Origin of the sequence: Pseudomonas sp. MG-9 (assembly GCF_018729515.1) — a bacterium.
Taxonomy (GTDB): Bacteria; Pseudomonadota; Gammaproteobacteria; order Pseudomonadales; family Pseudomonadaceae; genus Aquipseudomonas; species Aquipseudomonas serboccidentalis.
The window spans coordinates 244,828-259,331 of the sequence record NZ_JAHHZH010000006.1; the positions used below are offsets into that span (position 1 = coordinate 244,828).

A 14,504-nucleotide genomic window follows, 5' to 3' on the forward strand; every position below is an offset into this window, starting at 1 on the left:
CTGCGATCTTTGGATCTGACTCTAAAAAACCAAATCAAAAGATCGCAGCCTTCGGCAGCTCCTACCAAGGGGTAGTTTCTGCTAGTTAAAAAGGCTTGTCGAAGGTGATTTTCGGCTCTTTCCACGGCCCTTTGACGGTGTATTTGACGCTGGCGAAGCGCGCCACGCGATCACCGATCAGCTTGTCGATCAGGAACAACGCCCCGCCGACCGCCGGCGCGCCGACGATCAGCGCCGCAATCGGCAGGTTGTTGGTCACCGGCAACGTCACCAGCAACTTGGCATCGACCTGCTCACGGACCAGGTCCAGCGTACCGTTGAGTTCAATGTTGCTCGACGGACCGGTCAGGCGAATCGGCTCGCGAGTGTCATACACACCGGCGTTGGCCACCAGCAGGCCCTTGACCCGGTCGTAGCTCAAGCCTTTGCCAAACAAGTCGGAGAAGTCCAGACGCAGTCGGCGACCGATGGAGTTGAAGTTGAGCAGACCGAACACCCGCAACGCCTGCGCGCCGCCCTCCACTTCAACGAACTGACCTTTATTGAGCGAGGCATCCAGGGTGCCGGAGAAGCGCTTGGTCGCCAGCCATGCCGGCGAGCCTGGCCAGCGGCCATCGACGTCCATGTGGAACTCTTCGCTGGTCACGCTTGGCGCAAAGCCCCAGCCTTTGAGCACGTCAGCGAGGTTCTTGCCGCTGATCCGGCCCTTGAACCAGCTGTTGGTCGAGCCCGGCGCACCTTCCCAGCCGCCATTGCCCTGCAACAGGATGCCCTTGAGGCCCATGTCGAGGTTGTTCAGGGCGATGCCTTTGGCTGTCGGACGCACCTTCAGTGACCAGCCGCCGACCAGATCCTGGCCCAGAAACAATTGATTGATGGTGATATCCAGCGCGGGAATCTTCGTCGGGTCGACGGAAACCAGCGGATCGGGCGAATTCTCATCGGCCTGCACCGCCGGGTCCGGCGCCGGCAGCCGCACGTATTGCAGATTGACCGCAATCGGTGCGCCTTTGGCATCGGGAAGGCTGGCCGAACCCTTGGCCTGCTGACTGTCGAGCGACAGGTTCCACGCCCACGGTTTGCGATTGACCTGCACCGCAGCCTGATCGAGCATGGTGCCGAATGCGCTGAGCTTGCCCACTTTGAAATCGGCGCTGTTGAGCAGTTGCTTGGCGCTGCCACCCGGATCGTTACCGGCGTATTTGTTGACCAGATCCTGCCACGGCCCGACATCCAGCTCAGACAGCACACCGCGTATACGCAGGCCCTTGGCATCCGGCAGGACCGCGTCGCCCGTACCGAGGAACAGCTCGCCCCGGCCATCAGCGATATTGCCCGGTGGCGCGGCGAAGGTGAAGCTCGCCAGTTGATCGTAACTGACCCAGTAACGCCGCTCCGGGCCTTGCAGGGTCATGCGAAACACGGTGTCACGGCCCTGCTCGGCCGACATGCCGAACGGCGCTGGCAGATCCACCGCCACGCCTTTCATGCTGGAACTGACGGTCAGCTGACTGTCGGTACCGTCAAGGTTGACCTGTAACTGATAAGGAATGGTCCCAGACACCGGCAACGGCTGCGTCACGCCCAGCCAGTCGGTGAGTTTCTTGACCTCGACCTGCCCGGAAGCCGCGACCCGAGTCTTGAGCCTGTTCGGGCTGCCATCAGCGAAAATCTGCGCGGTCACAGGCTTGTCGAAAGCCCTGGCGGCGATGTTCTGCCCGCTCAGGCCCTTGGCGCTGTCGAAGCGGAAATCCCCCTTGAGCTGGCTCAGCTCAAGCTTCGGCTCGGCCAGTTTCAGGCGCGCATTGGCGGTCTTGAAGTCGACGAGGATCTTCGGCAGATCGCCCTTTTCCAGCGGGATGTCGAGTTTGACCTTACCCTGCAGATCGCCCTCGCCTTCCCAACCGGCGAAGGTTTCTCCGGTGCCGATCGGTGCGGTCTGCAGAATTTTCAGACCATCGCCCAAACCGCCGGCAAAACCGCCGTCGAGGAACAGATGCACGGGCTGCCCGGCCGGTACATGGGGAATGTTGACGAAAACATCGCTGACCTGGGTGTCGAGCAACTGGCCCTTGTCGGCCACGATGCGCACACCGCTGTCCTCAATGAACACATCGCCGCTGACCTTGCTCACGTGCGGCCAGCCCGGCTGGAACGCCAGCTCGGCATCATGCACCTTGAAGAACAGGCTGATACTGCGATCAACGTCCTTGGCATTTTTGCTCAGCGAACCCTGGTACTGGAAGAAGCCCTGGTCCACCGCACCCTTGAGGATCGCCGTACGCAGCCATTCGTCGAGGGCCGGGCTGAGGACTTCGGGCAGGTATTTGGCAGTGTATCGACCGTCGCCATCGACCAGGCCGACGCGCAGGTCCATGTAGTCTTCCTGGGTATGGTCGAAATGCAGGCGAATCAGGAAGTCGCCAGCAATCTTGCCCTCTTCGCCGAGCACCTTCAGGTACGGCGCGATCAGGGTGAAACCGTCCTTGTCGAGTTTCCAGGTCAACCGGGCGTTGGCTTGAATGTATTGCCATGGCTTGGCGAAGATCGGATCGAGGTGCAGGACAAAATCCTTGCTGTCCATGCGCAACTCGCCACCGTCGAGGTTGCCGCTGAGGCTGCCACTGACGTTTCGCGCCGCCGGGGCACCGTGATAGGCGTCGAAACCGACTTGATCCAGATTGGCAGCGAAGCTGAATTTCGAGCCGTCGGTGGCGTTGGGACGAAAATCCAGCAGCACATTGCGCAGCCCACCTGTCACTTTCAGGTGGTCGACGACGGTAGCGAAACCTTCCGGCAACGGCCCCAGCGCATTCAGCAGCGGAGTAATCGGCGTCAGATCGAGGCGATCAGCCTGCAAATGCCAGAGTTCTTCGACTTTATCGGTGGCTGCCGTCTGCTTGAGCTGCACATGGGATTCCCAGCGGGTCTCGCCGAAGTTCATCGCCAGTGAATCAAGGGTAACGGTCGCGCCGTCATCGCCGCGCTGGTAGTAGCCGTTGAGCGCCAGATTGTTGATCTGGATCGGCTTGCGCTCGGCATAGGCGCCGTTCAGTTGTGGCGCATTCAAACGAATGGCGGCGCTCTGCAGGGCGCCGTCATTCCAGTTCACCCAGAGCTCGCCACCAGCCTTTATCCGGGAAAAATTCCACTGCTGGGTCAAACGCTCGGGCAACCACTTCGACCAGTCGCTTTGCGGCAGGCTGACATAACCCTCCACCGAGCTGTCGGGCAACTGCGTGGGGCGGATCCGTGTGCGCAGGCTCATGGCCACCGGTTGCCCGTCGGGCAAGGTCAATCGCGCATCGAGACGCTGCCGGCTGGCACCGGTTTTCAGGTTGAGGCCGACGTAGGTGAACGTCATCGGCGCGTGGTCCAGCGGCAGCACGGTCACCTGACTGTCGAGCACCGACAGTTGCTGAATCATCTGCGAGCGGTTGAACAGTTGCTCGGGATTGAGCGGCTGATCGTTCTGCACCGGCAAACCTTCCAGCGCCCAGGTGCCGTCCTGCGCTTCCTTGAGGCTGATCTTCAGACCGTTCAATTCCAGATGGGCGATGCGTACTTCGCGCGCCAGCAGGCTGGCCCAGAGATCCGGCACGGCGCGCACCCGGTCCAGACGCAAAGCATTGGCGCCGTCGCCGACCATCACGTCATGGGCCAGCAGGATCGGCGCAAATCCGCTCCAGTTACCTTCCAGTTCGCCGATCCGTAGCGGCATGCCAAGGGCGGCACTGGCCTTGTCTTCGATGTCCGCGCGGTACTCCGCCACCAGCGGCGTCAGTTCCCGACCGAGGCTGACGTACAACGCCATCAACACCAGAACCAACGCGCACAGGCCCAACCCCCAGCGGGTAAGTGCGGCCAGAATGCGTGTCAGACGCTCCATGTCAGTTGGCTCCCATGGCGAAAAAACTGCGAAAAGCTGAGGCCAGCCGTTGAGGATTAAATGTGCCGCAGGGGTTCAGAGCAGCACCACGTCATATTGTTCCTGGGAATACATGGTTTCGACCTGAAAGCGTATGGTGCGACCGATGAACCCTTCAAGCTCGGCGACGTTACCGGATTCTTCATCAAGCAGTCGATCCACCACTTTCTGGTTCGCCAACACCCGATAACCCTCGGCCTGATAGGCACGGGCTTCACGCAGAATCTCGCGGAAGATTTCGTAACAGATGGTTTCCGGGGTCTTCAGCTTGCCGCGGCCCTGGCAACTGCTGCACGGCTCGCACAGCACTTGCTCCAGGCTTTCGCGGGTGCGCTTGCGGGTCATCTGCACCAGGCCCAGCTCAGTGATGCCGATGATGTTGGTCTTGGCGTGATCACGCTCGAGCTGTTTTTCCAGGGTACGCAGCACCTGACGCTGGTGCTCTTCATCTTCCATGTCGATGAAGTCAATGATGATGATCCCGCCCAGATTGCGCAGGCGCAGCTGACGGGCAATCGCGGTGGCAGCTTCGAGGTTGGTCTTGAAGATGGTTTCTTCAAGATTGCGATGACCGACGAATGCCCCGGTGTTGACGTCGATGGTGGTCATGGCTTCCGCCGGATCGACCACCAGATAGCCGCCGGACTTGAGCGGCACTTTGCGCTCAAGGGCTTTCTGGATTTCGTCTTCGACGCCATACAGGTCGAAAATCGGCCGCTCGCCCGGGTAGTGTTCCAGGCGATCGGCGATTTCAGGCATCAGTTCAGCGACGAACTGCGTGGTTTTCTGGAAGGTTTCCCGGGAGTCGATGCGGATCTTCTCGATCTTCGGGCTGACCAGGTCACGCAAGGTGCGCAGGGCTAGCCCGAGGTCTTCATAAATCACACTCGGCGCGCCGATGGTCTGGATCTGCGCATTGATCTGATCCCACAGGCGCCGCAGGTAGCGGATGTCCATGAGGATTTCATCGGCCCCGGCGCCTTCGGCGGCGGTACGCAGGATGAAGCCACCGGCCTCCTTGATCCCTTCCTTGGCCACGCAATCGCTGACCACCTGTTTGAGGCGCTCACGCTCGGCTTCGTCTTCGATTTTCAGGGAAATGCCAACGTGGGCGGTGCGCGGCATGTACACCAGATAGCGCGACGGGATCGACAGTTGCGTGGTCAACCGCGCGCCTTTGGAACCGATCGGGTCCTTGGTGACTTGCACCACCAGACTCTGGCCTTCGTGCACCAGCGAGCTGATGCTCTCGACCGCCGGCCCTTCACGCAAGGAAATTTCCGAGGCGTGAATGAACGCGGCGCGGTCCAGGCCGATGTCGACGAAAGCCGCCTGCATGCCCGGCAGCACTCGCACGATCTTGCCTTTATAGATGTTGCCGACGATCCCGCGTTTTTGCGTGCGCTCGACATGGACTTCTTGCAGCACACCGTTTTCGACCACCGCCACACGCGACTCCATCGGCGTGATGTTGATCAGAATCTCTTCACTCATGGCAGGATCTCGTTCAGGCATGTTCACGATAATGGCCGCATCTTGATTCGTACGACGCTCATTGCGCGTGCAGGTTTTGCCAACAGGGTATGCCGAAATGGCCCAACAGTTCTGCGGTTTCGCAAACCGGTAGCCCGACCACGGCCGAATAGCTGCCGTTGAGGCCCGCGACAAACACCGCGCCCAGGCCCTGAATGCCATAACCGCCGGCCTTGTCCCGAGGCTCGCCGCTGGCCCAGTAGGCGGCGGCTTCGTCGCGACTGATCGGGCGGAACCGCACCAGACTGCGCACCACTCGCGACTCACAGCGCTCACCTTCCAGCACGGCGATGGCCGTCAGCACCTCATGCTCCTTGCCGGACAACATCATCAGCATGGCGCATGCCTCGGCTTCGTCCACCGGTTTGCCAAGAATTTTGCCGTCGAGCACCACGGCGGTGTCTGCCCCCAGAACGCAAAACGCCGCGTCGGACGCGAGCGTGCGGCGACCAGCCTCGGCCTTGCCGCGCGCCAGGCGCTCGACATAGGCCGAAGGCGATTCTTCGGGTAGCGGGGTTTCATCGATGTCCGCACTGATGGCGGAAAATGGCACGCCGATCTGCGTGAGCAATTCACGCCGACGGGGCGATCCAGAGGCGAGGTACAGCGGCTTCATCAAAACATCTCCCTGTTCAGTGCCCAGCCTCACCGGATCAATTGATTTTGTAGCGGCGGCGCAATCCACGCAAAGCGAAGCTGACCCACGGCCAGAGCAAGGCACTGGTCAATGCCGGCAGCACCAGGGCCAGGGTTGGCTGACGGTTGCCGGTCAGGGCGCTGAGCCACAGCTGAACCAGCTGTGCGAGACCGAAGATCACCAGGATCACCAGGCATTGCTGCCATATCGGGAACATTCGCAGGCGCTGCTGCAACGACAGCACCAGGAAGGTGATCAGCGTCAGGATCAAGGCGTTCTGCCCAAGCAGCGTGCCGTACAGCACATCTTCGGCCAGCCCCAGGCAAAACGCCGTGACCATGCCGACGGTTTGCGGCAGCGCCAGAGCCCAGAACGTCAAGAGCAGCGCCAGCCACAGCGGACGCAGGATTTCCATGAATTGCGGCATCGGCGACACGCTGAGCAGCAGGCCGATAAGAAACGTCAGCCAGACCATCCAGCCGTTACGGGAAGCGGTAGCCCCAACCATTATTCTTGTCTCCCGGTAGTGGCCGGCGCAGTGACAGGCGGTTTGGCCGCTGGTCGAGCCGCCGGCTGGGACGCCGCAGGCCTGCTGTTCGCGGGCGTGGCTGCAGGTGGTTTGGCTTGCGCAGGCGGCTTGCTGGCGGCCGGTTTGGCCGGCGTGGCGCTGGTGGCCGGAGCGGCGGTCGCGGCAGGTGCAGGCGCTGCTGCGGGCGGCGTCACGGTTTTCGGCACCGTGGCCGGAATCACCGGGCCACCGCCCTGCGCATCAAGATTTTCCTGGGCTTGCGCGGCATCGTTGGCGCGCTCTTCGGCAGTGCGGTTGTCGCTGAACACCAGCAGCAGGTAGCGACTGCGGTTCAGCGCAGCCGTCGGCACGGCGCGGACAATCGCGAACGGCTGGCCGGAGTCGTGGATAACTTCCTTGACCGTCGCCACCGGGTAACCGGCCGGAAAGCGCTGACCCAGACCGGAACTGACCAGCAGGTCGCCTTCCTTGATGTCCGCGGTGTCGGCGACGTGGCGCAGCTCCAGGCGTTCCGGGTTACCGGTGCCACTGGCAATCGCCCGCAGACCGTTACGGTTCACCTGCACCGGAATGCTGTGAGTGGTGTCGGTCAGCAGCAGCACACGGGAGGTGTACGGCATCAACTCGACCACCTGGCCCATCAGACCGCGCGCATCGAGCACCGGTTGACCGAGCACCACGCCATCGCGCTCACCTTTATTGATGATGATGCGGTGGGTGAAGGGATTGGGGTCCATGCCGATCAACTCGGCCACTTCGACCTTTTCGTTGACCAGTGCGGAGGAATTGAGCAACTCGCGCAGCCGAACGTTCTGCTCGGTGAGGGCGGCAAGCTTCTGCATGCGCCCCTGCAACAGCAGGTTCTCGGTCTTGAGTTTTTCGTTTTCGGCGACGAGTTCGGTGCGACTGCCGAACTGACTGGCAACACCGTCCCACAACCGTCCGGGCAGGTCAGTGATCCAGTAGGCGTCCATCAGCACCAGCGACATCTGGCTGCGTGCAGGCTTGAGCAGACTGAAGCGGGCATCGACCACCATCAGCGCGACCGACAGCACGGCCAGCACCAACAGGCGCACACCCAGCGAAGGGCCCTTGGCGAAAAGCGGTTTAATAAGCCGCTCCTCCCAGGCAAATGTTCTGTTTATTCATACGGCATCAAACCGGCCTGGATGAAGACTGACAGAAGATAAACGCCAACAGGCAGCACTGCAAAGTGCTGCCTGCGCGCTCACCCACGTATTGCAAACCGGCGAGTTATTCGCTGGAGAGCAGGTCCATGGTGTGCTTGTCCATCATTTCCAATGCACGGCCACCGCCGCGAGCAACGCAGGTCAGCGGGTCTTCGGCAACGATCACCGGCAGACCGGTTTCCTGGGCCAGCAGCTTGTCGAGGTCACGCAGCAGCGCGCCACCACCGGTCAGCACCAGGCCACGCTCGGCGATGTCGGAAGCCAGTTCCGGCGGCGATTGCTCCAGGGCGCTCTTCACGGCCTGAACGATGGTTGCCAGCGACTCTTGCAGAGCTTCCAGCACTTCGTTGGAGTTCAGGGTGAATGCGCGTGGAACGCCTTCGGCCAGGTTGCGACCGCGAACGTCGACTTCGCGAACTTCGCCGCCCGGGTAGGCCGTACCGATTTCCTGTTTGATGCGCTCGGCAGTCGATTCACCGATCAGGCTGCCGTAGTTGCGGCGCACGTAGGTGATGATCGCTTCGTCGAAGCGGTCGCCGCCAACGCGTACGGATTCGGCATAGACCACACCGTTCAGGGAGATCAGCGCGATTTCAGTGGTACCACCACCGATATCGACGACCATCGAACCGCGTGCTTCTTCAACCGGCAGGCCGGCACCGATCGCAGCAGCCATCGGCTCTTCGATCAGGAACACTTCACGAGCACCGGCGCCAAGGGCCGATTCACGGATGGCACGACGCTCAACCTGGGTGGATTTGCATGGAACACAGATCAGCACACGAGGGCTGGGCTGCAGAAAGCTGTTTTCGTGAACCTTGTTGATAAAGTATTGCAGCATCTTTTCGCAGACGCTGAAGTCGGCGATCACGCCGTCCTTCATCGGACGAATGGCAGCAATGTTGCCCGGCGTACGGCCGAGCATGCGCTTGGCTTCGGTGCCGACAGCTACGACACTTTTCTGGTTACCGTGTGTCCGAATGGCCACAACCGATGGCTCATTCAGGACGATACCGCGCTCGCGCACGTAAATAAGGGTGTTGGCAGTGCCCAGGTCAATGGAAAGATCGCTGGAAAACATGCCACGCAGTTTCTTGAACATGGGAAAGGGACCCTAGGCAACGCGTGGGTAAAAAAGTGCGGCAAACTCTAACAACGACAGGGATTTTGGGCAAGGCGCCAATATGTTAAATTGGCCGCTTTTCTGTGCACCAAGCCCCACAATCGCGGCCTTATGACCGTAGAAGTGCGGTAGTGTTCCGACAATCTAACACACGGACGCCGTCCGTTCTGTTTTCCACTGGAGAATCCCGATGGCGCTAGAACGCTCCGACGTGGAAAAAATCGCACATTTGGCCTGTCTAGGTCTTAATGATGCCGATCTTCCGCACATTACTTCCGCCCTCAACAGCATTCTCGGGCTGGTCGACGAAATGCAGGCCGTCGATACCGACGGTATCGAGCCTTTGGCCCACCCGCTGGAAGCCAGTCAGCGCCTGCGCGCCGACGTCGTGACCGAGACCAATCATCGCGAGGCCTATCAGTCCATCGCACCAGCGGTCGAAAACGGCCTGTATCTGGTTCCGAAAGTCATCGACTAAAGGGAAAGAGCCTGCAATGCATCAAATGACTCTGGCCGAGATCGCCCGCGGTCTCGCCGATAAAAAGTTTTCCTCCGAAGAGCTGACCAAAGTCCTGCTGGCGCGTATCACCCAGCTCGATCCGCAGCTCAACAGCTTCATCAGCCTCACCGAAGAGCTGGCGCTTGAGCAGGCGAAAGCCGCCGACGCGCGCCGGGCCAACGGTGAGAGCGGCGCCCTGCTGGGTGCGCCGATCGCCCACAAGGACCTGTTCTGCACTCTGGGCATCCGCACCAGCTGCGGCTCGAAGATGCTCGACAACTTCAAGGCGCCGTACGACGCCACCGTGGTGGCGAAACTGGCCGCTGCCGGCGCCGTGACCCTGGGCAAGACCAACATGGACGAATTCGCCATGGGTTCGGCCAACGAGTCGAGCTGGTATGGCGCGGTGAAAAACCCGTGGAACCTGGAACACGTGCCAGGCGGTTCGTCCGGCGGTTCGGCGGCGGCGGTTGCCGCTCGTCTGTTGCCAGCGGCCACGGCCACTGACACCGGCGGTTCGATCCGTCAGCCGGCGGCATTCACCAACCTGACTGGCCTGAAACCGACCTACGGTCGAGTTTCGCGCTGGGGCATGATCGCTTACGCCTCCAGCCTCGATCAGGGCGGCCCGTTGGCACGCACGGCCGAAGACTGCGCGATTTTGTTGCAAGGTATGGCCGGGTTCGATCAGAACGACTCCACCAGCATCGATGAGCCGGTTCCGGATTACTCCGCCAGCCTCGGCGATTCGCTGCAAGGCCTGCGCATCGGCGTGCCGAAGGAATACTTCAGCGCCGGTCTGGACCCGCGTATCGCCGAACTGATCCAGAACAGCATCCAAGAGCTGCAAAAGCTCGGTGCCGTGATCAAGGAAATCAGCCTGCCGAACATGCAGCACGCGATTCCTGCGTACTACGTAATCGCGCCGGCAGAAGCCTCCTCGAACCTGTCGCGTTTCGACGGCGTGCGCTTCGGCCATCGCTGCGAGAACCCGGAAAACCTGATCGACCTGTACAAGCGCTCCCGTGGCGAAGGCTTCGGTACCGAAGTGCAGCGCCGGATCATGGTCGGTGCCTACGCGCTGTCCGCCGGTTACTACGACGCCTACTACCTGAAAGCGCAGAAGATCCGTCGTCTGGTGAAGAACGACTTCATGGCAGCCTTTAATGAGGTCGACATCATCCTCGGCCCAACCACGCCGAACCCGGCCTGGAAGCTCGGCGCCAAGAACAGCGACCCGGTCGCTGCCTATCTGGAAGACGTCTACACCATCACCGCCAACCTCGCGGGCCTGCCGGGCCTGTCGATGCCGGCCGGTTTTGTCGACGGTCTGCCGGTTGGCGTGCAGTTGCTCGCGCCGTATTTCCAGGAAGGTCGCCTGTTGAACGTTGCCCACCAGTATCAGTTACACACTGACTGGCACACCCGCACCCCGCAGGGGTTTTGAAACTGCTGCGCTCGGTAATGCTGCGTTGAAAACTGGCTCGTAATGCTCATTGACTAACGTCAACTCCGCTTACTCGCCAGTTTTCGCCTTGCCTTACCTTCGCTCGTGACGTTTCAAAATCCCCAGCAAAAGGCTAGGAGACACACATGCAATGGGAAGTCGTGATCGGGCTGGAGATTCATACTCAGCTCACTACCCGATCGAAAATCTTTTCCGGTAGTTCCACCCAGTTCGGTGCGGAGCCGAACACCCAGGCCAGCCTGATCGACCTGGGCATGCCCGGCGTGTTGCCGGTGCTGAACCAGGAAGCGGTGCGCATGGCGGTGATGTTCGGTCTGGCGATTGACGCCGAGATCGGTCAGCACAACGTGTTCGCGCGTAAAAACTACTTCTACCCGGACCTGCCGAAGGGCTACCAGATCAGCCAGATGGAATTGCCGATCGTCGGCAAGGGCCACCTGGACATCGCGCTGGAAGACGGCACCGTCAAACGTGTCGGCATCACCCGTGCGCACCTGGAAGAAGACGCCGGCAAGAGTCTGCACGAAGAATTCAACGGTGCCACCGGCATCGACCTGAACCGTGCCGGCACGCCACTGCTGGAAATCGTGTCCGAGCCGGACATGCGCAACGCCAAGGAAGCCGTGGCTTACGTCAAGGCGATCCACGCACTCGTGCGTTATCTGGGCATCTGCGATGGCAACATGGCCGAAGGTTCGCTGCGTTGCGACTGCAACGTGTCGGTACGCCCGAAAGGCCAGGTCGAGTTCGGCACCCGCTGCGAGATCAAGAACGTCAACTCGTTCCGCTTCATCGAGAAGGCGATCAACTCCGAGATCCAGCGTCAGATCGAGCTGATCGAAGACGGCGGCAAAGTGATCCAGCAGACCCGTCTGTACGATCCGAACAAGGACGAGACCCGTCCGATGCGTTCCAAAGAGGAAGCCAACGACTACCGTTACTTCCCCGATCCGGACCTGTTGCCGGTGGTCATCGAAGAGTCGTTCCTGGGCGAGGTGCGCGCCACCCTGCCGGAACTGCCGCCGCAAAAACGCGAGCGCTTCCAGAGCCAGTTCGGTCTGTCGGCCTACGACGCCAACGTGCTGGCTACCAGCCGTGAGCAAGCGGACTACTTCGAGAAAGTCGCAGCCATCGGCGGCGACGCCAAACTGGCGGCGAACTGGGTGATGGTCGAGTTGGGCAGCCTGCTCAACAAGCAAGGCCTGGACATCGAGGATTCGCCAGTCTCCGCCGAGCTGTTGGGCGGCATGCTGCAGCGCATCAAGGACAACACCATCTCCGGCAAGATCGCCAAGGTGGTGTTCGAAGCGATGGCCAACGGCGAAGGCACGGCGGATGAGATCATCGACAAGCGCGGTCTCAAGCAAGTGACCGACACCGGCGCGATCTCCGCCGTACTGGACGAAATGCTCGCGGCCAACGCCGAGCAGGTCGAGCAGTACCGTGCGGCCGACGAAGCCAAACGCGGCAAGATGTTCGGCTTCTTTGTGGGCCAGGCCATGAAAGCCTCCAAAGGCAAGGCCAACCCGCAGCAAGTGAACGAACTGCTGAAAAGCAAGCTCGAAGGCTGATGAAAATGGAGCCAGACAAACAGCCTGGCTCCATCCCCTGTAGGAGTGAGCCTGCTCGCGATAGCGATTTGACAGTCACTTTTCCGGTGTCTGACATTGCGCTATCGCGAGCAGGCTCACTCCTGCATTTGTTTTTGGGAAACCTTGAATGAAGCGTCTGCTCAGCCTTTTTGCCCTGCTCTCTCTACTGGCCGGTTGCGCCAGCAACGACATCATCGACCCGCACGGTTACGACCAGACCGGCGTCGCCTCCTACTATGGCGCCAGGCACCACGGTAAGCGCACCGCCAGCGGCGAAGCGTTCAACCAGAATTCCCTGACCGCCGCCCATCGCCAACTGCCGTTCGGCACGCGGGTGAAGGTCACCAACCTGAAAAACGAAAAATCCTGCATTGTGCGCATCAACGATCGCGGACCGCACACCCGTGGCCGCTTGATCGATGTCTCGCGCGAAGCGGCCGAACGTCTCGGCATGCTCAGCAGCGGCACGGCACGGGTGCGCATACAGGCCCTCGACGACTGATGGAGCGCTGACCATTTTTGCTCTTGCCGATTTACCGCTGATCAACGTGATCGAACTGCTCAGCGGTTTGTTCCTGCTGATCGTCGGCGCCGAACTGATGGTGCGTGCCGCCGTGCGTCTGGCGGCGCGCCTGCATGTGCGCCCCCTGATTATCGGCCTGACCATCGTCGCCCTCGGCAGCAGTGCCCCGCAGATGGCCGTCAGCCTGCAGGCGACGCTGGCGCACAACCCCGACATCGCCGTCGGCAGCGTGATCGGCAGCAGCATCTTCAACATCCTCGTGACCCTCGGCCTGTCGGCGCTGATCATTCCGCTGCGGGTCTCGCGGCAACTGGTGCGCCTGGACATTCCGCTGATGATCGGCGCCAGCCTGCTGGTGTTCGTCCTCGCCTGGAATGAACAGATCGGCCGCTTCGACGGCGTCCTGCTGCTCGCCGCACTGGCGCTGTATCTGGGCTTGCTGCTACGCCAGTCGCGGCACTCGGCCCGGCCGCATTCCGAATTGCCACAAACCCCGCAAGCACCGTGGTTCAGCAGCCTGCTGATGATCGTTGTCGGCCTGGCAATGCTGGTGTTCGCCGGGCATTTGCTGCTGGGCGCGGCGGTGGCGGTGGCGACCGACCTGGGCTTCTCCGAGCGAGTGATCGGCCTGACGGTGGTCGCGGTCGGCACCTCGCTGCCGGAACTCGCCACCTCGCTGATCGCGGCATTGCGCGGTCAGCGCGACATTGCGGTGGGCAACGTGATCGGCGCCAACCTGTTCAACCTGCTGGGGGTGCTTGGTGTCACCGCGCTGATCGCGCCGACGCCACTGTCGGTATCGCCCAACGCACTGGATTTCGACTTGCCGGTGATGCTCGGCGTCGCCGCGCTGTGCCTGCCGGTGTTTTATTCCGGCTACCGCGTGACCCGCGCCGAAGGTTTGTTGCTGCTCGGTTTGTACCTGGCTTACGGGCTGCATGTGGTGTCGTTCACCACCGGCATGCCGCTGGCCGGCAGACTCGAAAAGCTGATGCTGTTTTACGTGCTGCCGACGCTGCTGGCGTTCCTGTTGTTCACGTCCGTACGCGCCTGGCGCCGCCAACACCACAAGAGGGATGTGCCATGACCGATTCGAAGAAATCCGGGGTTGAAATCCGCCGCCAGGTAATGGGCGATGCGTTCGTTGATCGCGCGCTGGGCAATGCCACCGAGTTCACTCAGCCGTTGCAGGACTTCGTCAATGAACACGCCTGGGGCGGCGTGTGGAATCGCGAAGGTTTGCCGCTCAAGACCCGCAGCCTGATCACCCTTGCCGCGCTGACGGCATTGAAGTGCCCGCAGGAATTGAAAGGCCACGTGCGCGGTGCGCTGAACAATGGCTGCACCGTCGAAGAGATCCGCGAGGCGCTGCTGCATTGCGCGGTGTACGCCGGGGTGCCGGCGGCGATCGATGCGTTTCGCGCGGCGCAGGAAGTGATCGACAGTTACCAGAAAAGCTAAAAGATCGCAGCCTGCGGCAGC

Annotated in this window: 12 protein-coding genes; 6 read left to right on the plus strand and 6 right to left on the minus strand. The window is 61.3% G+C overall.

Annotated features, from left to right (window positions below; all coding sequences use genetic code 11):
- Positions 1–85: 85 nt before the first annotated feature.
- The 6 genes from KKQ10_RS17735 to mreB all read right to left on the minus strand — a co-directional run bounded on the left by KKQ10_RS17735 (position 86) and on the right by mreB (position 8,919).
- A complete protein-coding gene (locus KKQ10_RS17735) occupies positions 86–3,889 on the minus strand; it encodes a YhdP family protein (RefSeq protein WP_215501826.1) in 3,804 nt (1,267 codons plus the stop codon).
- Between the two features lie 75 nt (positions 3,890–3,964).
- Entirely contained in the window at positions 3,965–5,422 is a 1,458-nt protein-coding gene (rng, locus tag KKQ10_RS17740) for a ribonuclease G (protein ID WP_064585972.1), read from the minus strand.
- A 58-nt stretch (positions 5,423–5,480) separates the two neighbouring features.
- Complete coding sequence (locus KKQ10_RS17745; RefSeq protein WP_215501827.1) at positions 5,481–6,077, minus strand: Maf family protein; 597 nt, start codon at positions 6,075–6,077, stop codon at positions 5,481–5,483.
- A 37-nt stretch (positions 6,078–6,114) separates the two neighbouring features.
- A complete protein-coding gene (gene mreD, locus KKQ10_RS17750; RefSeq protein ID WP_127651161.1) occupies positions 6,115–6,606 on the minus strand; it encodes a rod shape-determining protein MreD in 492 nt (163 codons plus the stop codon).
- On the minus strand, positions 6,606–7,739 hold the full coding sequence (mreC, locus tag KKQ10_RS17755) for a rod shape-determining protein MreC (RefSeq protein ID WP_127651162.1): 1,134 nt from the start codon (positions 7,737–7,739) through the stop codon (positions 6,606–6,608). Before mreC ends, mreD begins: the two co-directional genes overlap by 1 nt.
- A gap of 142 nt (positions 7,740–7,881) precedes the next feature.
- Positions 7,882–8,919, minus strand: coding sequence for a rod shape-determining protein MreB (mreB, locus tag KKQ10_RS17760; RefSeq protein WP_002555108.1), 1,038 nt, complete (start codon positions 8,917–8,919; stop codon positions 7,882–7,884).
- 211 nt (positions 8,920–9,130) lie between these two features.
- Here mreB and gatC point away from each other — a divergent pair, with 211 nt between their 5' ends.
- The 6 genes from gatC to KKQ10_RS17790 all read left to right on the plus strand — a co-directional run bounded on the left by gatC (position 9,131) and on the right by KKQ10_RS17790 (position 14,483).
- Complete coding sequence (gene gatC / locus KKQ10_RS17765) at positions 9,131–9,418, plus strand: Asp-tRNA(Asn)/Glu-tRNA(Gln) amidotransferase subunit GatC (protein WP_003221657.1); 288 nt, start codon at positions 9,131–9,133, stop codon at positions 9,416–9,418.
- Between the two features lie 16 nt (positions 9,419–9,434).
- Positions 9,435–10,886, plus strand: coding sequence for an Asp-tRNA(Asn)/Glu-tRNA(Gln) amidotransferase subunit GatA (gatA, locus tag KKQ10_RS17770; protein WP_215501828.1), 1,452 nt, complete (start codon positions 9,435–9,437; stop codon positions 10,884–10,886).
- 146 nt (positions 10,887–11,032) lie between these two features.
- Positions 11,033–12,478, plus strand: coding sequence for an Asp-tRNA(Asn)/Glu-tRNA(Gln) amidotransferase subunit GatB (gene gatB, locus KKQ10_RS17775; RefSeq protein ID WP_215501829.1), 1,446 nt, complete (start codon positions 11,033–11,035; stop codon positions 12,476–12,478).
- A 148-nt stretch (positions 12,479–12,626) separates the two neighbouring features.
- Positions 12,627–13,001: a septal ring lytic transglycosylase RlpA family protein gene (locus KKQ10_RS17780; RefSeq protein ID WP_215501830.1), complete on the plus strand. Its 375-nt coding sequence runs from the start codon at positions 12,627–12,629 to the stop codon at positions 12,999–13,001.
- A 46-nt stretch (positions 13,002–13,047) separates the two neighbouring features.
- Entirely contained in the window at positions 13,048–14,109 is a 1,062-nt protein-coding gene (locus KKQ10_RS17785) for a calcium/sodium antiporter (protein WP_127651166.1), read from the plus strand.
- Positions 14,106–14,483 (plus strand): carboxymuconolactone decarboxylase family protein, encoded by a 378-nt coding sequence (locus KKQ10_RS17790; RefSeq protein WP_127651167.1) that lies wholly within the window; start codon positions 14,106–14,108, stop codon positions 14,481–14,483. The genes KKQ10_RS17785 and KKQ10_RS17790 overlap by 4 nt, the downstream gene beginning before the upstream one ends.
- Positions 14,484–14,504 lie beyond the last annotated feature (21 nt).